General features: G+C 61.6%; 16 protein-coding genes. 9 read left to right on the top strand and 7 right to left on the bottom strand.

Going from position 1 to position 20,802, the window contains the following annotated elements; translation table 11 throughout:
• The first annotated feature begins 57 nt into the window (after nt 1–57).
• From D3879_RS13505 to pdxJ, 5 genes are read left to right on the top strand one after another with little or no spacing between them, the layout of a single operon-like run.
• Nucleotides 58–435: a DUF4845 domain-containing protein gene (locus D3879_RS13505; RefSeq protein WP_119954726.1), complete on the top strand. Its 378-nt coding sequence runs from the start codon at nt 58–60 to the stop codon at nt 433–435.
• Nucleotides 432–1,121 carry a ribonuclease III gene (gene rnc, locus D3879_RS13500; RefSeq protein ID WP_119954725.1) on the top strand — a complete coding sequence of 230 codons (690 nt, stop codon included), beginning with the start codon at nt 432–434 and terminating at the stop codon, nt 1,119–1,121. Before D3879_RS13505 ends, rnc begins: the two co-directional genes overlap by 4 nt.
• The gene (gene era / locus D3879_RS13495; RefSeq protein ID WP_119954724.1) at nt 1,114–2,016 is read left to right on the top strand and encodes a GTPase Era; all 903 of its coding nucleotides are present in this window, start codon (nt 1,114–1,116) and stop codon (nt 2,014–2,016) included. The genes rnc and era overlap by 8 nt, the downstream gene beginning before the upstream one ends.
• Nucleotides 2,017–2,019: 3 nt before the next feature.
• Nucleotides 2,020–2,718, top strand: coding sequence for a DNA repair protein RecO (gene recO / locus D3879_RS13490; RefSeq protein ID WP_119954723.1), 699 nt, complete (start codon nt 2,020–2,022; stop codon nt 2,716–2,718).
• On the top strand, nt 2,711–3,457 hold the full coding sequence (pdxJ, locus tag D3879_RS13485) for a pyridoxine 5'-phosphate synthase (RefSeq protein ID WP_119954722.1): 747 nt from the start codon (nt 2,711–2,713) through the stop codon (nt 3,455–3,457). The genes recO and pdxJ overlap by 8 nt, the downstream gene beginning before the upstream one ends.
• Before the next feature lie 66 nt (nt 3,458–3,523).
• Here the strand turns inward: pdxJ and cmoB are convergent, their stop codons facing one another.
• The 6 genes from cmoB to lon all read right to left on the bottom strand — a co-directional run bounded on the left by cmoB (nt 3,524) and on the right by lon (nt 10,278).
• Nucleotides 3,524–4,483: a tRNA 5-methoxyuridine(34)/uridine 5-oxyacetic acid(34) synthase CmoB gene (cmoB, locus tag D3879_RS13480; RefSeq protein WP_119954721.1), complete on the bottom strand. Its 960-nt coding sequence runs from the start codon at nt 4,481–4,483 to the stop codon at nt 3,524–3,526.
• Complete coding sequence (gene cmoA / locus D3879_RS13475) at nt 4,480–5,223, bottom strand: carboxy-S-adenosyl-L-methionine synthase CmoA (protein WP_119954720.1); 744 nt, start codon at nt 5,221–5,223, stop codon at nt 4,480–4,482. The genes cmoB and cmoA overlap by 4 nt, the downstream gene beginning before the upstream one ends.
• A gap of 313 nt (nt 5,224–5,536) precedes the next feature.
• Entirely contained in the window at nt 5,537–6,109 is a 573-nt protein-coding gene (locus tag D3879_RS13470) for a hypothetical protein (RefSeq protein WP_119954719.1), read from the bottom strand.
• A gap of 84 nt (nt 6,110–6,193) precedes the next feature.
• Entirely contained in the window at nt 6,194–6,832 is a 639-nt protein-coding gene (locus D3879_RS13465) for a lysoplasmalogenase (protein ID WP_119954718.1), read from the bottom strand.
• A gap of 504 nt (nt 6,833–7,336) precedes the next feature.
• Nucleotides 7,337–7,735, bottom strand: a complete 399-nt coding sequence (locus tag D3879_RS13460) for a protease inhibitor I42 family protein (protein ID WP_119954717.1) — start codon at nt 7,733–7,735, stop codon at nt 7,337–7,339.
• A 149-nt stretch (nt 7,736–7,884) separates the two neighbouring features.
• Complete coding sequence (gene lon / locus D3879_RS13455) at nt 7,885–10,278, bottom strand: endopeptidase La (RefSeq protein WP_119954716.1); 2,394 nt, start codon at nt 10,276–10,278, stop codon at nt 7,885–7,887.
• Between the two features lie 157 nt (nt 10,279–10,435).
• On the opposite strand from lon, the gene D3879_RS13450 reads away from it, so the two are divergent.
• The 4 genes from D3879_RS13450 to D3879_RS13435 all read left to right on the top strand — a co-directional run bounded on the left by D3879_RS13450 (nt 10,436) and on the right by D3879_RS13435 (nt 17,121).
• Nucleotides 10,436–11,188: an AraC family transcriptional regulator gene (locus D3879_RS13450; RefSeq protein WP_119954715.1), complete on the top strand. Its 753-nt coding sequence runs from the start codon at nt 10,436–10,438 to the stop codon at nt 11,186–11,188.
• A 363-nt stretch (nt 11,189–11,551) separates the two neighbouring features.
• Nucleotides 11,552–14,722: a bifunctional proline dehydrogenase/L-glutamate gamma-semialdehyde dehydrogenase PutA gene (putA, locus tag D3879_RS13445; protein ID WP_119954714.1), complete on the top strand. Its 3,171-nt coding sequence runs from the start codon at nt 11,552–11,554 to the stop codon at nt 14,720–14,722.
• Between the two features lie 221 nt (nt 14,723–14,943).
• Nucleotides 14,944–16,461, top strand: coding sequence for a sodium/proline symporter PutP (gene putP / locus D3879_RS13440; RefSeq protein ID WP_119954713.1), 1,518 nt, complete (start codon nt 14,944–14,946; stop codon nt 16,459–16,461).
• Between the two features lie 369 nt (nt 16,462–16,830).
• A complete protein-coding gene (locus tag D3879_RS13435) occupies nt 16,831–17,121 on the top strand; it encodes a GYD domain-containing protein (protein WP_119954712.1) in 291 nt (96 codons plus the stop codon).
• A 446-nt stretch (nt 17,122–17,567) separates the two neighbouring features.
• Here the strand turns inward: D3879_RS13435 and D3879_RS13430 are convergent, their stop codons facing one another.
• Complete coding sequence (locus D3879_RS13430; protein ID WP_119954711.1) at nt 17,568–20,675, bottom strand: transglycosylase domain-containing protein; 3,108 nt, start codon at nt 20,673–20,675, stop codon at nt 17,568–17,570.
• Nucleotides 20,676–20,802: the final 127 nt, after the last annotated feature.

The following is a 20,802-nucleotide window of genomic DNA, read 5'->3' as shown; positions in this document are numbered from 1 at the left end:
ATAGTCTTGCCCGTGCGGTTTAAGACATTCCAATAACACTGACATTTGAGGTCGATCATGACATTTGCGCGTTCGCAGAAAGGTTTGTCGGTTCTAGGTTGGCTGATGGCGTTGGCAGTGGTGGCTTTCTTTGCCAGCACGGCGTTCAAGATGATTCCGCATTACCTGGACTACATGTCGCTGGAAAAAATCATTACTTCGGTAGAAACGGATAAAGCCGCAGAGATCCGCAGTGTTGGTGAGTTTTACGCGCACGTCAGCAAAGGCATGCAGGTCAATAGCATCCGGGATTTGGATATGGAAAAGGCACTCGTGGTGAAAGTTGAGAACAACGAGTTCCGCGCTCACCTGAAATACGAAAAGCGTGAAGCCCTGATAGAAAACCTCGATCTGGTGGCGCGTTTCGACAAAGAATTCCGCGTGCGTATGCCGTGAGCGCATCGCTAAGCCGCCTCGAGCGTCAGCTCGGCTACACCTTCCAAGACCAGGAACTGATGATCCTGGCGCTAACCCACCGCAGCTTCGCCGGACGCAATAACGAGCGCCTGGAGTTTCTCGGGGATGCCATTCTCAACTTCGTCGCCGGTGAAGCGCTATTCGAGCGTTTTCCGCTGGCGCGCGAAGGCCAGTTGTCGCGTTTACGCGCGCGGCTGGTGAAAGGTGAGACCCTGGCGGTACTGGCTCGCGGTTTTGACCTGGGGGAGTATCTGCGTCTCGGCTCCGGTGAGCTGAAGAGTGGTGGTTTTCGGCGGGAATCGATTTTGGCCGATGCGCTGGAAGCCCTGATCGGCGCAATTTACTTGGATGCCGGTATGGATGCCGCGCGCCAGCGGGTGCTGGCTTGGCTAACCTCTGAACTGGATGGCCTGACGCTGGTGGACACCAACAAAGATCCGAAAACCCGTCTGCAGGAATTCCTCCAGTCGCGCGCCTGTGAGCTACCGCGCTATGAGGTGGTGGATATCCAGGGCGAGCCGCACTGCCGAACCTTTGTCGTCGAATGCCAGATCACCTTATTGAATGACAAGACCGTAGGGCAGGGTGCCAGCCGTCGTATCGCCGAACAAGTGGCGGCAGCGGCAGCACTAATTGCCCTCGGCGTGGAGAACGGCCATGACTGATTCAACTGCAACACGCTGTGGCTATGTCGCCATCGTCGGCCGCCCCAACGTGGGCAAATCCACGCTGCTCAACCATATCCTCGGGCAAAAGCTGGCGATCACCTCGCGCAAGCCGCAGACCACCCGCCACAACATGCTGGGGATCAAGACCGAGGGCAATGTCCAGGCTATTTACGTCGACACCCCCGGCATGCACAAGAATGGTGAGCGAGCCCTCAACCGTTACATGAACAAGACCGCCTCGGCGGCGTTGAAAGACGTCGATGTGGTGATCTTCGTGGTCGACCGTACCCGCTGGACCGAAGAGGACCAGATGGTTCTCGAGCGTGTGCAGTATGTCCAAGGCCCGGTGATTCTGGCGATCAACAAGACTGACCGTATCGAAGACAAGGCTGAACTGATGCCGCACCTGGAGTGGTTGCAGCAGCAACTGCCAAACGCGGAAATCGTGCCGATCTCTGCGCAGCATGGGCACAACCTCGACGCGCTGGAAGGCCTGATCGCTAAGCATCTGCCAGAGAACGATCACTTCTTCCCGGAAGACCAGATCACCGATCGCAGTAGCCGTTTCCTCGCGGCCGAGTTGGTGCGCGAGAAGATCATGCGTCAGCTGGGTGCCGAGTTGCCGTACCAGATCACGGTGGAAATCGAAGAGTTCAAGCAGCAGGGCAAAACCCTGCACATCCACGCGCTGATCCTGGTCGAGCGCGATGGGCAGAAGAAAATCATCATTGGCGACAAAGGCGAGCGGATCAAGCGCATCGGCATGGACGCCCGCAAGGACATGGAAGTACTGTTCGACTCCAAGGTGATGCTCAATCTCTGGGTCAAAGTCAAAGGCGGCTGGTCCGACGATGAACGGGCTCTGCGATCGCTGGGCTACTCCGACATTTAACCCATGCTAAGCAGCGCGCAACCGGCTTTTATCCTGCATAGCCGGGCCTACCGCGAAAGCAGCGCGCTGGTGGACTTCCTTACCCCACAGGGGCGTCTGCGGGCAGTATTGCGTGGCGCGCGCGGTAAGGCTGGGACCTTGGCGCGGCCTTTCGTTCCAGTGGAAGTCGAGTTCCGCGGCCGTGGCGAGTTGAAAAACGTTGGCCGCCTGGACAGCGCCGGTATCCCCTGCTGGCTGCTTGGCGATGCCCTGTTCAGTGGCCTCTATCTGAACGAGTTGCTGATCCGCCTGTTGCCGGCGGAAGACCCGCATCCCATTCTGTTCGAACACTACAGCGCGACCTTGGCGGCGCTGGCGGCCGGCCGGCCGTTGGAGCCGCTGTTGCGTGCATTCGAATGGCGTCTGCTGGATGAGCTGGGTTATGGTTTTGCCCTGGCTGAGGATCTCAGCGGCCAACCGATTGCGCCGGATGGACTGTACCGTTTGCAGCCGGATGCCGGTCTGGAACCAGTGGCGCAGCTGCAACCGGGCCTGTTCCACGGTGCGGAGCTGCTGGCAATGGCCGACGCCGATTGGTCTGCCCCAGGCGCCTTGGCTGCGGCCAAGCGCTTGATGCGCCAGGCCCTCGCCCCCCATTTAGGCGGCCGACCTTTAGTCAGCCGCGAGTTGTTCATGACCTTGAAGGAGCCACCCCGTGACTGACGCCAATCGCATTCTTTTGGGTGTGAACATCGACCACGTCGCTACCCTGCGCCAAGCCCGCGGCACCCGCTATCCCGATCCGTTGAAGGCGGCCTTGGATGCCGAAGAGGCAGGTGCCGATGGCATCACCCTACATCTGCGTGAAGATCGTCGGCATATCCAGGAACGTGACGTGCGAATCATGAAGGACGCCCTGCAGACGCGGATGAACTTCGAAATGGGCGTAACCGAAGAAATGCTCGCTTTCGCCGAGAGCATTCGCGCCGAACACGTGTGCCTGGTGCCGGAAAGTCGTGCCGAGCTGACCACCGAGGGTGGTCTGGATGTGCTCGGGCAGGAAGCACGTATCCGCGCAGCGGTGCAGCGCCTGGGTAACGTGGGCAGTGAGGTTTCGTTGTTTATCGATGCGGATGAGCGGCAGATCGAAGCGGCCAAGCGGGTCGGTGCACCGGCGATCGAGATACATACTGGGCGCTATGCCGATGCCCATACTCCCGCTGAAGCTGCGCGTGAGCTGGCGCGCATACGCGATGGCGTGGCTTGCGCTCTGGCCCATGGCCTGATCGTCAACGCCGGCCACGGCCTGCACTATCACAACGTTGAGCCAGTAGCCGCAATCGCCGGCATCAATGAACTGAATATCGGCCACGCGCTCGTTGCGCACGCCTTGTTCGTTGGTTTTAAAGCGGCCGTGGCGGAGATGAAACAGCTGATCGTCGCAGCCGCTGCACGCGGTTGAGCCTACCTGGCTCCTCTCCGGTGGTGAGAGGGAAGGTGAGTGTCGCTTGCGATCAATCCATTCTTATCAAGGCTTACGCGCCACCAGTACCGCCCGCATTGGCGCGGGCAAGCCTTCAAGGGTGCGTGAGTGGTCGCCGGGGTCGAGAAAGTCCGGTAGGGATTGATAGCGCATCCATTCGGTACTGCGTTGCTCCTCGATGCTGGTGACGCTGACATCGACGCAGCGCACATCGACGAAGCCGGCACGGCGCAGCCACAGTTCCAGCGCCGGTACCGAGGGCAGGAACCAGACGTTGCGCATCTGCGCATAGCGGTCTTCCGGTACCAGCACCTGCCGGGCATCGCCGGCCACCACCAACGTTTCCAGCACCAGTTCGCCACCTTTGGCCAGGCAGTCTTTCAGCGCCAGCAGATGGTCGATGGGCGAGCGGCGGTGGTAGAGCACACCCATGGAGAACACGGTGTCGAAGCCTTCGAGCTTTTCCGGCAGCTCTTCCAGGGCAAACGGCAGGTGCCAGACCGGCAGCTCCGGCAGATAGCGCTGGATCGCCTGGAACTGGCAGAAGAACAGCCAGTTGGGGTCGATGCCGATCACGCTTTCGGCGCCGGCGCCGATCATGCGCCACTGGTAATAGCCGTTGCCGCAGCCGACATCGAGCACGCGTTTACCACTGAGATTGAGGTGCGGCGCGATTCGTTCCCACTTCCAGTCCGAGCGCCATTCGGTGTCGATATGCACGCCGAATAACTCGAACGGCCCTTTGCGCCAGGGCGATAGACCAAGCAACGCCTGACGCAACTGCGCGCGGCTGGTTTCATCGCAGTCGCTGTCCAGTTGAAAGCATTCGCGCAGTTCGACCTGGCTCGGCGTCAGCGGGGGTAACGCATCCAGTGCGCCTTGCCAGCGCTCGAGGTCGCCGTGGCCAATCTCCAGTTTGCTGTCCAGCTGTTGTTGCAGGCCGGCAGCCCAATTGGCCAAGGGGCTGTCCGCCAGACGGCAGGCGAGGGGGGCAAGGTCAATCATGGCAGGGCGATCAGTGAGGCAAAGTTGAGGCACTGGAACCACGGCACGACTTTGCTGAAGCCGGCGGCCAGCAGGCGCTCACGGTGTTCTTCGAGGCTATCGGGAAGCATCACGTTTTCCAGCGCGCTGCGTTTCTGGGCGATTTCCAGCTCGCTGTAACCATTGGCGCGCTTGAAGGCGATATGCAGTTCGGTGAGCAGCGCGTGTTCTTCGGCATCGTTGAAGCGCAATTTTTCCGAGAGGATCAGTGCTCCGCCCGGCAACAGGGCCTGCCGAATCCGGCTGAGCAGAGGCAAGCGTTGTGCGGGCTGGATAAATTGCAGGGTGAAGTTCAGCGCCACCAGCGAAGCCGGCTGGAACTCCAGGCGCAGGATATCGGCCTCGATGACCTCGACCGGCAGCAACTCTTGAAACATCGAGTCTTGCGCGTGCAGATACTCACTGCAGCGTTCGACCATGGCGCTGGAGTTGTCGACCGCGATGACCCGGCAATCTTCGCTCTTCACATGCCGGCGCAGAGCTTGCGTGACCGCGCCCAACGAGCTGCCGAGGTCATACAGCACGCTGTGCGGCTGGGCGAATTGTGCCGCGAGCACTCCGATGTTTTCCACGATGGTCGGGTAGCCCGGTACGGAGCGTTTGATCATGTCCGGAAACACCCGCACCACGGCTTCGTTGAAGGCGAAGTCCTGAACGAGGGGTAGTGGTTGTGCGAAGAGGCGGTCGGATTCTTTGCTCACGGGGGTTCCGAAGGCGATGACGATGAGGCCGGCATTTTAGCCAAGACTGGCCTTAGAAGCTGTTCAATATCTGCTGCGCTTGGCCTGGCTGCGTTGAAAACAGGCTCGGACTGCTCATTTACAACTCGTAAACTCCGAGTCCTCGCCTGCTGTTGTTATGCCTTGTGACCCACATGGATGTGGGGAATGCCGCTACCCGTAGGCGACCCCATGGATGGGGGAGGTAGGAAAAATGCCGGGAGCATTTTCGAGAACGGGTGCGGCCCTGACCTGCGCTCGCGACGATCTTGAGCAGCTTCTAGCCAAACTACCATCACTTCAACTGGTCGGAAAAGAACTCGCCAGCGCCCTGAATCGGTCCCAAGGGGTTCTTTTTCGAATCAATGCGGCGGATGTTCGGTTCTCCGCTGCTGACTTTGTGCACCAGGGTGTCGTCTACCAGCACGAAGACTGCGCGGAAGGCCCAGCCTTGCACCGCACGATTCTTGCTGAAGTTGAGCACGTCGGCCCAGAAGCTGCCGACACGTTGCGTATCGGTCTTGGAGAACTCGAAGGCATAGCCGATGCAGCGATCCTTGGCCTCAAGGCATTTGACTATGCCGTCCGGCAAGTAGGACAAGGGTATATTGGGTTGGACGAACATCAGCCGCACGTCGATAAACGACAGCATGCGCCCATTGCCTTGGGTGAGCGGATCGAATCCCAGGGAGAACAGCTCAGGGCGAGTGGTCTTACCTGGCGCGGCTTGGGAAAAGCGAATTTCGGTATCCGTATAATCACCGAAGGGCGAGAGGGTCTCCGCATGCTCGCTCGGCAGCAGGCTACCGCAGCCAGCCAGTAATCCTGCCGAGAGAACCACAAACGTACTACACCGACCGCCGCTCATGATGTTCCCCCTGATTTCAGTTCTCTCCCTATTTGCTATAGACGATTTAACGAGCGGCTGCCGTTTCATTTTTGAGTCGGCAGATCAACGCGGCAGACGGTGAATCGCCGAGGCAGCGATGCCCCACTGACCCAGCCAATAGCTGAGGATGATGGCGTACGGCGCGGTGACAAAAGGTGTAACAAAACGGTTGATTCCGATCAGACTGTCGGACAGCACAAACAGTGCCGCACCCCCGGCCGCAAGCCAAGCCGAGGTGCTACTCACGCCTGGCGTGCCGATCCGCGCCAGGGCGCGCCAGAGCATCGCGCTGATGGCCAGGGCATACACCGCTACGGGGATCAGCAGCGGGCCGAGGCCGCTGCTGGCGAGCGTGGTGAACATGCCGGCACCTGCCGCCGCGGCGAGGAGCAGGGCCGCCGGCGCGAGGCGACGGCTGTCGCCCAGGTAGGCGAACAGGTAGGCCAAGTGACCCAGCAGGAAAGCGCCAAGGCCGAAGACGAAGAGGTCGGCCGGCCATTCCAGCAGCATATCGCCAGCCAGGGAGCACAATAGGCCGAGGCTGATCCAGCGTCGATAGAGACCCGCTGGCGCACTACGCAGCCAGAGCAGCAAGGCGATCACCGGGATAGGTTTAGCCAGCAGGCAGGGTTGCGCCCAGTCGCTTGCCCGCCCATAGAGAAAGGCCAGTGCACCGATCAACGCCACTATCAGCCATCGCATATTCGATCCTCAACGGTTGCTTGAGTGGCGACTATGCCCGGCCATGGCGTCGAACCACAGGCGACACGCGTCAGGTGCAGGCTCAAATCGCGCCGTGCAAGGCGTAGGCTGGCGCTGAGCCGTAGGCGATGCCCAACAACCGGCCAGCAGGGCCGGGCTTTCACGTAGGCTGCCGAGCGCCGGGAGTCGCGGGGCGACTCCTTGTTGGGCATCACTGCGTTCAGCGCTAACCTACGGGACCGCCGTTTTGTCTGGGAGGCTGCGCAAAAACCCTAGGTTGCTGCTGAGCCGTAGGCGATGCCCAACAACCGGTCTACAAGGCCGGACTGCCAAGCGCGAGACCGAGCACGGGGAGTCGCGTGGGGGGGGGGCATCACTGCGTTCAGCTCTAACCTACAGGCTGTCTCTCGTCCGCAATGCTTTGGCGTGATGGGCTTTCGCGAGCAGAGCTCACTCCTACGAAGAGCTACAGCCCGGCTGAGCATTTAACAGGTACAGAACTCTTTATTTCACGCTGATGTGGCAGTCGAAGGTCTTGGCCGGTGCGACATCCACTTCCCAGGGGCGGTGGTAGAGCAGCAGCAAGCGCCCGTCGCCCGGGTTGGTGGCCTGGAAGCGCCAGGTTGACTGTCCGGCACTGCCGACCAGGCCGGCGTCTTCCGGATTGCTGTAGACCTCAGGGCCCAGGCTGCGCAGCACGCCAGGCGCGGCGTCCTTCACTTCCCAACGGAAACCAGTGGTGGGATTGCTGGCCAGGGTGAGGGTCAGCTGTTGTCCGCTGTGTAGGTCCAGCGGGCATTCGTCCTGCTGGCTCTGTTGCAGCGTGACGTTGCTTGGCTGCTGCTGCGCGCAGGCGGCGAGCAGACTGAGAGTGAGGGGTAAGAGCAGGCGGGCAGCAGTCATAAACAGTTCCTGTCAGTCTAACACTGGCCGCCAGCATAACCTCAAGGCACTGAACATTCGTAGCCTGGATCGTGCGGCGGGTTGCCCGGAATCCAACCCTGGATGACCCCCGTCGTACGTTTAGCCGGGCTACAAACCTGCCGTTACGATCAGAACAGCACCTTGGCCACATCCGCATAGCGCTTGGCGAAGTGCACGGTCAGGCCTTCCTTGAGGTAGTCCGGCAGCTCGGTAAAGTCGCCACGGTTGGCTTCCGGCAGGATCAGCTCGAAGATTTTTTGCCGCCGCGCCGCAATGACCTTCTCGCGCACTCCGCCAATCGGCAAGACATGGCCGGTGAGGGTCAGCTCGCCGGTCATCGCCACGCCTTTCTTCGGCGCCTGGTTACGCGCCAGCGAGAGCAGCGCGCTGGCCATGGTTATGCCCGCACTGGGGCCGTCCTTCGGCGTCGCGCCTTCCGGCACATGCAGGTGGACGAAGGCCTGGTCGAAGAACGTCGGGTCGCCTTGGTAATCCTTCAGGTGCGAGCTGATGTAGCTGTAAGCAATCTCGGCCGACTCCTTCATCACCTCGCCGAGCTGGCCTGTGAGCTTGAAGCCGCGGTTCAGCGTGTGAATGCGCGTGGCCTCGATCGGCAAGGTGGCGCCGCCCAGGCTGGTCCAGGCCAGACCGGTGAGCACACCGACGCCGGAGAGCACCTGCTCGTTGCGAAACACCGGCATGCCGAGGTAGCCCTCAAGGTCCTTCGGGCCAATCTTCAGCTTCGCATCAGGCTGTTCCAACAACGTGACCACCGCCTTGCGCACCAGTTTGCCCAGTTGTTTCTCCAGGTGACGCACGCCTGCCTCGCGAGCGTAGCCTTCGATCAGCGCCCGCAGCGCGCTGTCGCTGATCGCCAGACGCTGTTTCGGCACCCCGGCTTTCATCAGTTGCTTGGGCCACAGGTGGCGCTTGGCGATGGCGAGTTTTTCCTCGGCGATGTAGCCGGACAGGCGGATGACTTCCATGCGGTCGAGCAGCGCGCTGGGGATCGAATCCAAGGTGTTGGCGGTGCAGATGAACAGCACCTTGGACAGGTCCAGGCGCAGATCCAGGTAGTGATCGAGGAATTCGCCGTTCTGCTCCGGGTCGAGCGTCTCCAGCAGCGCCGAGGCTGGGTCGCCTTGGTGGCTGGCACCGAGCTTGTCGATCTCGTCGAGCATGATCACCGGGTTCATCACTTCGACGTCCTTTAACGCCTGTACCAGCTTGCCGGGTAGAGCGCCGATGTAGGTACGGCGGTGGCCCTTGATCTCCGCCTCGTCGCGCATACCGCCGACGCTGAAGCGATAGAACGGACGGCCAAGGGTTTCGGCGATCGATTTGCCGATACTGGTCTTGCCGACTCCCGGAGGGCCCACCAGCAGCACGATGGAGCCAGAAATCTCGCCCTTGAAGGCGCCGACGGCGAGGAACTCGAGGATGCGCTCTTTGATGTCGTCGAGCCCTGCGTGCTGCTGATTTAGCACTTTGCGCGCGTACTTGAGGTCGAGCTTGTCCTGGCCGTAAACGCCCCAGGGAATAACGGTGGCCCAGTCCAGGTAATTGCGCGTGACGGCGTATTCCGGCGAGCCGGTTTCGAGGATCGTCAGTTTGTTCAGCTCATCAAGGATGCGTTTGTGTGCTTGCTCGGGCAGGGTCTTGCCCTCCAGACGCTGCTCGAATTGCTCGATATCGGCGCTGCGGTCGTCCTTGGTCAGGCCCAGTTCCTGCTGGATCAGCTTGAGCTGTTCCTTTAGGAAGAAATCCCGCTGGTGCCTGCCGATGGTGCGGTTGACCTCGGCCGACAGCTCACCCTGCAGGCGTGCCACTTCCACCTCTTTGCGCAGCAGCGGCAGCACCTTCTCCATGCGCTTGAGCATAGGCACGGTGTCCAGTACTTCCTGCAACTCGGCGCCGGGTGCGCTGGTCAGGGCGGCGGCAAAGTCGGTCAGCGGCGAGGGGTCGTTCGGGCTGAAACGGTTGAGGTAATTCTTCAGCTCTTCGCTGTACAGCGGGTTGAGGGGCAGCAATTCCTTGATCGCGTTGATCAATGCCATGCCGTAGGCCTTCACCTCATCGCTCGATTCCTTCGGGCTTTGCGGGTACTCGACCTCCACCAGGTAGGGCGGTTTATGGCTGAGCCAGCCGAGGATGCGCACGCGGGTCAGACCCTGGGCGATAAACTGCAACTTTCCGCCTTCCTCGGTGGCATGGAGGATGCGCACCAGCGTGCCGTGCTCGGGCAGGTTATCCGGGTCGAAGCCGCTGGCATCTGTCGGCGGGGTGTCGATATAGAACAGCGCCAGGCTCTTGTGCTCGGTCTTGACCACACGCGCCAGGGTTTCCGCCCAAGGCTGCTGGTTGACGATCACCGGCAGCACCTGTGCCGGGAAGAACGGGCGGTTGTGGATGGGGATCACATAGAGTCGTTCCGGCAGCCGTTGGCCGGGCAGGGTCAGGCTCTGGCTGTGGGGGCGCGTGTCGTCGTCGACGATATCCGGGGTAATGTGCTGATCGTTCATGCGGCACCTTGTCATGACTACATGAAGGGTAGATGGGTTGGCGGTCGAAGTAATTCAATCCCACGCGGTTGCGAACGCCGCCTTTGCGCTGGTCGGTGTTTGCTGGGAAATACCCGCGTACTCCCGTAAAATGCGCAAAATTTGACCAGCAGCCGCCATGCTCAACGCACGCCTGATCCGTCTGGACGACCAAGCCCACGAACATGCCCATGACCATCACCAGTTGGTGATGTCGTTGTCTGGCCGCGCCGAGTTCGAGGTCAATGGCCGCGGTGGTGAGGTGTGTCGGATGCGCGCCTGCCTGGTGCCTGGCGATGCCGAGCACCAGTTCGCCGGGGTTGGCGACAACCGCATGTTGATCCTCGATCTGGATGAGCAGGGCAACTCGGCGGAAGACCTGGAACTGCTCGGCCACCTGTTCGACACCCCGCGCTACCCGGCGCTGGACGCGGATTTTCAGAACCTGCTGAGTTACGCCGGCGCCGAATTGGCCCGTTATGGCAGCGATCCGCAACTGGCCCGCGCCCTCGGCGGCGTACTGCTGCGGGCCTTGCACCTGCGCTTATTTGGCGAGCAGACGAACCGGACGGTGGGCCTGCTGAATGTCGAGCGGCTGGATGCCTATATCGGCGAGCACCTGGCGCGGCGCATCAGCGTCGCCGAGCTGGCGCAGGTGGTCTGTCTCAGCCCCAGCCATTTCCATGCGCAGTTCAAAGACAGCGTCGGCCTCACCCCGCACCAATACCTGCTGAAAACCCGCCTTGATCGTGCCGCGCGTTTGCTGCGCGAGAGCGCTCTGCCATTGATTCGCATCGCCGAAGAGTGCGGCTTCTCCAGCCAGAGCGCGCTGACCACGGCGATGCGCCGCTACCTCGGCCTGACCCCCAAGCGCCTGCGCGGCGCTGAGTGAGTCGCCCCGCTGCCGAGTTCCACCTGTAGCCGTTGCGGGTTCTGAGCATGCTCCATGGTCGAGTCGCCGGGCATGCAAATGAACGAGCGGATTGGCGTTATACAGCGTGCCTCTGGGCGGAAGTTCCCTTGAATAGAGCTTTTTGCAAAAACTCCAGAGGTTCTTGCAAGAACCTGTCATGCCTGTGCCACTAAATTCCGCCATCCACTTGCACAGTCGCGTTCGTTTAGGCCGAAGTGTTATTTGGCCTGAGCAGCAGCACTGAGCTAGACCCATAGCAGTGGTCGCCATAACAGTGGTTTCCATCGCAACAGTCTCCATAACAGTCTCCATAACAACAGTCTCCACAAGAGGATGGGCGTGATGTTCAAAGCCAGTCACGTCTTGCAGGGCGAGTTCCTTACCCGGATCTCCTCCCAAAAGGCCGCCGATTTTTTCCCTGTCATCAGCGCTAATTACAGCGTTGACGAGGCAGCCTATCTCGCAGAGCTCCTCGAGCTCGCCGATCCTGGTGAATCTGGCATCGCAGCTATCCGCAGCGGCGCCCGGACGTTGATCGAAGACGTTCGTAGCCGGGACAACGCCGTCGATACCCTCGACGCACTCCTTCGCCAGTACAGCCTCGATACCCAGGAAGGGCTGATGCTCATGTGCCTGGCCGAGGCTCTGCTGCGCGTACCGGATGCCGCCACCGCCGACGCGCTGATCCGCGACAAGCTGAACGCCGCCGAGTGGGATCGTCACCTCGGCAAGAGTGACAACGTGTTGGTCAACTTCGCGGCCTGGGGCCTGGTGATGACCGGCAAGGTGGTCAACCTGGATGGCGCCAGCACCGGCAAGCCCGGCGGCGTGCTGAGCAAGCTGGTGCAACGCTCCGGCGAGCCGGTGATTCGCGCGGCGATGAACCAGGCGATGAAGCTGATGGGCAAGCAGTTCGTCCTCGGCCGCAGCATCAGTGAAGCGCTGAAGAACGGCCGTCCGTGCCGCGAACAGGGCTATACCTATTCCTTCGACATGCTCGGTGAAGCGGCGCTGACCGCTGCAGATGCCGAGAAGTACATGGCCGACTACCGCAAGGCCATCGACACTGTCGGCGCCGAGCCGCAGGTCGGCCCAGGGCCGAAGCCGTCGATCTCGATCAAACTTTCCGCCCTGCACCCGCGCTATGAAGTGGCGCAGCGTGAGCGCGTGCTCACCGAACTGTTCGCCAATGTCCGCGAGCTGGCGATCCGGGCGCGCAAGCTGAACGTCGGCATCGCCGTCGACGCCGAAGAAGCCGACCGCCTCGAGTTGTCGCTGGAGCTGTTCGAGAAGCTCATGCGCGACCCGGCGATCGCCGGCTGGGGTGAGTTCGGCCTGGTAGTCCAGGCCTACTCCAAGCGTTGCCTGCCGGTGCTGGTGTGGCTGACGCTGCTGGGCAAAGAGCTGGGCGCGAAGATGCCGCTGCGCCTGGTCAAGGGCGCTTACTGGGACAGCGAGATCAAGCAGTCGCAGCAGTGGGGCCTGGATGGTTACCCGGTGTTCACCCGCAAGGAAGGCACCGACACCTCCTACCTGGCCTGCGCGCGCTTCCTGCTTTCGGACTTCACCCGTGGGGTGATCTACCCGCAGTTCGCCAGCCACAACGCCCATACCGTGAGCTGCATCCTGGCGATGGCCAGTGACCGCGAGTTCGAATTCCAGCGCCTGCACGGCATGGGCGATGCGCTGTACGACACGATCATCGAGAAACACCGCAAGAACGTGCGCATTTATGCGCCAGTTGGTGCGCATAAAGACTTGCTGCCGTACCTGGTGCGGCGTCTGCTGGAAAATGGCGCCAACTCATCGTTCGTGCACCAGTTGGTCGATCCGAGCATTCCGGTCGAGTCCTTGATCGATCATCCGGTGACGCAACTGCGCAAATTCAAAAGCCTCGCAAACGACAAAATCCCCCTCCCGCCGGCCCTGTTCGGCCCCGCGCGGAAAAACTCCCAAGGCATCAACATGAACATTCAGCAGTCCTGGAATGAGCTTGAGCTCGCCTATCAGCCGCACCTCAACCGTCAATGGCAAGCCGCACCGGTGATCAACGGGCAGACACTGCCTGGCACCGCGCAAGAAGTGCGTTGCCCTTACGAGTTGAGCAGGCTGGTCGGTACTGCCCAGTTCGCCAGCGCCGCCCAGGCCGGTCAGGCGCTGGATGCTCTGGCGGCGGCCTGGCCGCGCTGGAACGCGACCCCGGTGGAGCAGCGTGCGGCGATTTTCGAGCGCGTCGCGGATTTGCTCGAAGCGCAGCGCGGCGAGCTGATGGCGCTGTGCACCCTGGAAGCCGGCAAGACCCTGCAAGACGGCATCGACGAAGTCCGCGAAGCCGTGGATTTCTGCCGCTACTACGCCCAGCAGGCGCGCCTGCGTCTGGGCCGTGAAGAGCTGCATGGTCCGACCGGTGAGCGTAACGAGCTGTTCCATGAAGGCCGCGGCATCTTCGTTTGCGTCAGCCCGTGGAACTTCCCGTTGGCGATCTACCTCGGCCAGATCAGCGCCGCACTGGTTGCCGGTAACTGCGTATTGGCCAAGCCGGCCGAGCAGACCAGCCTGATCGCTGCGCGCACGCTGGAACTGTTGTTCGAGGCCGGCCTGCCGACCGACGTGATTGCCTTCCTGCCAGGCGACGGCGCCACTCTCGGCAGCGTGTTCTGCCGAGATGCCCGCGTTGCTGGTGTGTGCTTCACCGGTTCGACCGACACCGCACGGATCATCAACCGCCAGTTGGCCGAGAAAGACGGCCCGATCGCCGCTCTGATCGCCGAAACCGGTGGCCAGAACGCCATGATCGTCGACTCCACCGCGCTGCCTGAGCAGGTAGTCAATGATGCCGTGCACTCCGCCTTCACCAGCGCCGGCCAGCGTTGCTCGGCCCTGCGCGTGCTCTATGTGCAAGCGGATATCGCCGACCGCGTGATCGAGTTGCTCAAAGGCGCCATGGCTGAGCTGACAGTCGGTGCCTCGAACCTGATCACCAGCGATGTCGGCCCGGTGATCGACGCTGAAGCCATGGCTGGCCTGCAAACGCACATTGCCCAGTTGAAAGGCGAGGGCAAGCTGATTGCCGAAGCCACTCTGCCTGCTGGCCTGGATGGCCATTTCATCGCCCCGGTGGCGTTCGAAATCAGCGGCATCAACGAACTGAAGAAAGAGAACTTCGGCCCGATCCTGCACATCGTGCGCTTCGAAGCTGCGGATCTGGACAAAGTGGTCGGCGCAATCAACGCCACCGGCTATGGCCTGACCCTCGGCGTACACAGCCGCAATGAAGAAACCGCACGGCGCATCGAGTCGCTGGCGCGGGTCGGTAACCTCTACGTCAACCGCAACCAGATCGGTGCCGTGGTCGGTGTGCAGCCCTTCGGCGGTTGCGGCCTGTCCGGCACCGGCCCGAAAGCGGGCGGCCCAAGCTACCTGCTGCGCTTTGCCAACGAGCGCAGCACCTCGGTGAATACCACCGCGGTGGGTGGTAACGCCTCGCTGCTATCACTCGTCGACGCGGAATAATCAGCGACACGTAGGCTGGGTTTCGCTTCGCTCTACCCAGCCTACGCACCACCAACTGAGCACGTTGTAGGGTGAGGGGCATCACTGCTCCCTCACTTCCGCTTTTTCCCTTAACGGGGAGGGCGTACCAGGCGTTCGCCACAAGCGACGCCGTTTGCCAATCAAGGGTGCGGGCCTATCCCCGTTGCCTGAATAAAAACAAATGAGAGGGGAGTCCCCCAATGACTGCTAACACTCCAATGCTGATCACCTTCGTGGTGTATATCGCAGCCATGGTACTGATCGGCCTTTTTGCCTATCTGCGCACCAATAACCTGTCCGATTACATCCTCGGCGGCCGTAGCCTCGGCAGCTTTGTAACCGCACTGTCGGCTGGTGCCTCCGACATGAGCGGCTGGCTGTTGATGGGTCTGCCGGGCGCGGTGTACATGTCCGGCCTGTCCGAGAGCTGGATCGCCATCGGTCTGATCGTCGGCGCTTACCTGAACTGGCTGTTCGTCGCCGGCCGTCTGCGCGTGCAGACCGAGCACAACGGCAACGCCCTGACGCTGCCGGACTACTTCACCAACCGCTTCGAAGACCACAGCCGCGTGCTGCGTATCTTCTCCGCGGTGGTGATCCTGGTGTTCTTCACCATCTACTGCGCCTCCGGCGTCGTGGCAGGCGCGCGTCTGTTCGAAAGCACCTTCGGCATGTCTTACCAGACCGCGCTGTGGGCAGGTGCTGCGGCGACCATCGCTTACACCTTCGTCGGTGGCTTCCTGGCTGTCAGCTGGACTGACACCGTGCAGGCATCGCTGATGATCTTCGCGCTGATCCTTACCCCGATCGTGGTAATGCTGGCGACCGGCGGTATCGATCCGACCTTCGCCGCCATCGAGCTGAATGACGCCACCAACTTCGACATGCTCAAGGGCGCCAGCTTCGTTGGCGTGATCTCGCTGATGGGTTGGGGCTTGGGCTACTTCGGCCAGCCGCACATCCTCGCGCGCTTCATGGCGGCGGATTCGGTGAAATCGATCCCGGCCGCACGCCGCATCTCCATGACCTGGATGATTCTGTGCCTGGGTGGCGCCGTCGCCGTTGGCTTCTTCGGCATCGCCTACTTCGCAGCGCACCCGGAAGTCGGCGGCGCTGTGGGCGAAAACCCGGAGCGGGTATTCATCGAACTGGCGAAGATCCTGTTCAACCCTTGGGTTGCCGGTGTGCTGCTGTCGGCCATTCTGGCCGCGGTGATGAGCACCTTGAGCTGCCAGTTGCTGGTTTGCTCGAGCGCCCTGACCGAAGACTTCTACAAATCCTTCCTGCGGAAAAATGCCAGCCAGCTCGAACTGGTCTGGGTCGGCCGTGCCATGGTGTTGCTGGTGGCGCTGGTCTCCATTTGGCTGGCTTCCAACCCGGAAAACCGCGTACTCGGCCTGGTTTCCTACGCTTGGGCGGGCTTCGGTGCTGCCTTCGGCCCGGTGGTGTTGATCTCCCTGGTGTGGAAGAACATGACCCGCAACGGCGCACTGGCCGGCATGCTGGTCGGTGCTCTCACCGTGATCGTCTGGAAGCAGTTCGGCTGGCTTGGCCTGTACGAAATCATCCCGGGCTTCATCTTCGCGTCCATCTCCATCCTGGTGTTCAGCCTGCTGGGCAAGGCCCCTTCGGCGGCCATGCTGAAGCGTTTCGCCGAAGCCGAGCAGGAGTATCAGGAAGCTCACAACGGCGTCCAGGGAGCTCCTGCTGTCAGTTAAGCCATCCAGCGGCAGCTGACTGGTCGTTCAGCTGCCGTTTCAGCCTGGGGCGGGAGTGTCTTCCACTCTTTGCGGCTCAGGCACCGTGCGTGCGACCGATTGTGCTTCGCCGGCCCACACCTTGTTGTGTTGGGCCGGTTTTTTTTTGCCTCAGTGGATCAGCGGTCATGCGTGTGGTGCAGTGGGCTGCTATTCCTACCAAGATGCTCTGCCGGAGCGGAGCAGCGGCCTGGGCCCGAGTAGGGATATGGCAGAAACAGGCCCAAAGGTGCGGTCGGACTCGCGGATTTGGATGAATGGCGGTCCTCTTCCAGGTAATCGCTGCCGACCCAGTGACCGCCATCAATCTACCTGAACAGGGGTGAGACCATGGCAACCTTCATCACGCTAGCGAACTTCACCGATCAGGGCATCCGGACGGTCAAAGACTCACCGGATCGTTACCAAGCATTCAAGGCAATGGCAGAGACGCTCGGCATCACGGTCAAGGCCGCCTACTGGACCGTCGGCAATTACGACTTGGTGCTTATTGTCGAGGGGGCCGATGAGGCCGCAACCACCTTGTTACTGAAAGCAGGCTCGCTTGGCAATGTGCGGACGCAGACGCTGCGCGGGTTCTCTGAGCAAGAGATCAGGCGAATCATCGGCAACATGCCTTAGAAGCGGTTCAATATCTGCTGCGCTTGGCCATGCTGCGTTGAAAACAGGCTCGGAATGCTCATTTACCACTCGTAAACTCCGCTTCCTCACCTGTTGTTGTTACGCCTTGTGACCCACATGGATGTGGGGAATGCCGCTACCCGTAGGGAACGGGTGCGGCCCTGACCTGCGCTCGCGACGATCTTGAACAGTTTCTTAGAACCTGCCCCTGCCTGAGTGTTTTGCAGCAGACGCATAACAGGTACAGCCGATCCGATAGTGCTTCGCCGGTCCTCATCCTCTGGGTGTTGGGCCGGTTTTTTTGCCTGGGAGTTGCTGGCCGCAGAATTCCCCCCGCGCGTGCTTAGCCGTCGCGCTAGTCACGTAGGGTGGGTTTCAGCCCACCGATATAAGGTTTGTGCTGGGCTGAAGCCCACCCTACAAGGCTGCGGCGACCTTCAACCTGGTTATTTTCCACTGACTTGTAGGGGGGACTGGCACCGCGTGTTGCCGTTTGGTTCCAGGTACGGCTGGAGAGTCGGCGCCATGCCTTTCAACACCTGTACCGGTAACGCCGAGGTAAAGCGGAAGCCTTCCGCCGCGCGGCCGGGGACGTACGCGGTGAGGGTGCCGAAGTGGTGGCTGCCGAGGTAGAAGACGAACGTGGCGGTGCGGTTGATGGCACGTGAACTGAGGATACGCCCACCGGAGCCGACGGCTTCGATCCGGTTGTCACCGGTGCCGGTCTTGCCGCCGAGGGTCAGTGGGGTGCCGTCGGCCAGGGTGAAACTGCCCTGCAGGCGCCGGGCGGTACCGCTGTCGACCACTTGCGAGAGCACCTCACGTAGGGCTGCGGCGACTTCCGCCGGGAGCACCCGTTGGCCGCGATCTGGATCGATGCCGAGGCTGGTTTCGTAGGGGGTCTCGGCGGCGAAGTGCACGCTGTCGATGCGAATGGTCGGTTGGCGCACGCCGTCATTGAGGATGATGCCCATCAGTTCGGCCAACGCCGCTGGGCGGTCGCCGGAACTGCCAATCGCAGTAGCTAGCGATGGCACCAAGTGGTCGAAGGGATAGCCGACCCGCTGCCAGCGCCGATGGATATCGAGGAAGGCCTCGACCTCCAGCATGATGCGGATGCGGCTGTCACGGGCGCCCTTGTGGCGGCTCTTGAACAGCCAGCCATAGACTTCCTGGCGCTCGAAATCGCTGGCGGTCACGGCGTCCTTGAAGCTGGCCTGCGGGTGTTGCAGCAGGTAGCCGAGCAGCCACAGCTCCAGTGGGTGCACGCGGGCGATATAGCCCTGATCCGGCAAGCTGTAGGCGCCGGGGCCGTATTTGTTGTACAGCTCGTTGATGCGCTTGTCGCCGATCTTTTCCTGCGGCAGATGGGCGTTGATAAAGGCGCCAAACGTCGCTTCATCGACCTCCGGCATCAGGTAGCGGTGCACCGCCGCCAGGCGTGTGGCGGTAGGACGCAGGCCGTCGAGGAAGGTGTCGAGGCGCTCCGATGCGTTTTTGCCCTGGTATTTGCGCCAGAAGCGCAGGAGGAACACCGTGCCCTCGCGGTCGGCGAAGCGGCTGAGGTAGAGCTGGCGGCGCGGGTCGCGGTCGTCCTTCAGCAGTTCGGCGCTGTTGTTCGGTGCCTGGTAAGTGCTGTAGCGCACCAGGTCGCGCAGCAGGCGGATAAACGGCAGGTTGATCGATTCGCGCAACGCCTCGCGAAGCGTCGGGTTGCGGCCGTTGTCCTCGCGGCGGAAGTTGCTGAAGGTATGCAGCCCGCCGCCGGTGAAGAAGCTCTCGCCGGGGCTGGCCGAGTAGTGCCGTTCCAGCGCGGCGTTGAGCATGGCCGGCAGGCTCTGGTCTTTGCTGCTGGCCAGATAGTCGACGGCCCAGCGGCTCAGGCGATCCTGCTCGGGGACTTCAACTTTAAGTTTGCGCAGCTCGGCCGGCGGTTGCCCGGCGAAGCGCTGGTGCAGCTCGGTTATGATTTCCAGGTAGGTGGTGAGCACGCGAAGCTTGGCGGTGGAGCCGAGTTCCAGCTTGCTGCCTTCGTTGATATCGAAGGGCTGGTCGGTACTGTCGGTCTGCACCCGCACCCGCGAGCCATCGGCGGTTAACTCGAAGAGGGTGAAGCTGTAGCGCACGTCCTGGGTTTTTTCTGCGGATAGCAGGCGTTCGCCAAACAGGCCGATCTGCTCGGCGAAGGTGGGGTCGGCGAGTTTGCGCAGGTAGGCGCTGGCGGCTTGCTGCAACTCGCCGTTCAGTGTGGTGGTGGCTGCCAGGTCCATCCGGTCGAGGTCGTACAGCGGCTTATTCAGCAAGCCGGCAAGGCGGCTGCGGGCGACGCTGATGCCTTTGTTGCTCTCAACGGGTTGCAGCGTGGGCTGCAGGACTAAATCGCGGAAGGTGACATGGCTAGCCAGGGCAGCCTCGCGCAGTGCGTTATCGATTACGCCACCTTGGGCCAGCAGGCGAATGTGGCTATCGGTTAAGGCGGCCAGCTCCCTGCGGCCCTGCGCCAGGTAATAGGACGGACGCCGCTGGGCGATCATCAGTGAGAGCACCTGACGCAAAGCCAGGCCGCGCTGCGCAATGCTAGCCTCGGGTGATTGCGGCGGGTCGAGTAGGCGGTTCACCGCCTGGAAGTCGGCGCCGTACCAGACCCGCAGGCCATCGGCCAGCCCGTGGATTTCACCATACCCGGGTGCGGCAGAGAGCGGCACACTGTTGAGGTAGTCGCGCACAATAGTTTCGCGGGCGGCGAGGGTCTGCGGCCCGCCTCGGTAAGCGCGGACGCTGGCGGAGATCATCTGCCGGAGTTTTTCTTTGGCCGAAACGGTCATCCCATCCGGCGAGTGTTGATACTTCTCCAACTGTGTGGCCAGGGTGCTGCCGCCAGCGGATTGCTGCTGCAACTCAAGCTTCTTGCCCACTTGCGAGAGGGCCGCCAGGGTGAAACGCGGCCAGTCCACCGCCGGGTTGGCCAGCGGTTGTTCGGTGGTCAGCAGGTCGCGGTTCTCGATAAACAACAGGCTGCGCACAACCAGTGGCGGGATGCTGCTGAAGCTCGAGTAGAACTGTTGTGGATAGCGGAAGGTGTAGAGCGGCAGCCCCCTGCAGTCGGTGATGTCCAATCCGGTTTGGAGCTTCTCCTGGTAGGGCACAAAGAAGCCGCGTTTGCCGTAGTCGAGCATGGCCGGGGAAAAGTGCGCTTGTTTCAGGATCAGGTAGTCGCGTCGTTGCAGGCGCTCCAGCATCAGCGGCATGTAGGCGTAGCCAAGGCGCTTGTCGAATGGCCCATCCTGGGGGAAGTGGATGGAGTCGCTGGGGCCGGGTTGCACGCTATAGCTGAGAGTGGCGGCGTAGCGGCTGAATTCTCGGGCCTGGTATTTGGCCGTTTGCATTTCCTCCCTCAGCGGCACAGCTAGCGCCACCAGCAGCAGTAACAACAGCAGTATCCAGAACAACCAGCGGGTTTTTGACCGGGGCTTCGCCACGGGCAAAGAAACTTCGGGGAGGCTGTGCGCGGGGAGCTCAGCCTGCTCTGCGTCGGATTGCCATCGTGCGCCCATATTTGCTTGGCCCTGGTACGCGTGTTGCTCGCATTTGTTAAGAGCTTAGACGCTGTCAGCTCGCCTAGAATCCAGCTAACGTTTTAATTGCAATGGTTTCAGAGGCTGTTCACGATCTCGCGAGCAG

Origin of the sequence: Pseudomonas cavernicola, from assembly GCF_003596405.1 — a bacterium.
Taxonomy (GTDB): Bacteria; Pseudomonadota; Gammaproteobacteria; order Pseudomonadales; family Pseudomonadaceae; genus Aquipseudomonas; species Aquipseudomonas cavernicola.
The sequence above is the reverse complement of the archived record's forward strand: the minus strand, read 5'-3'. Positions and strand labels throughout refer to the sequence as shown.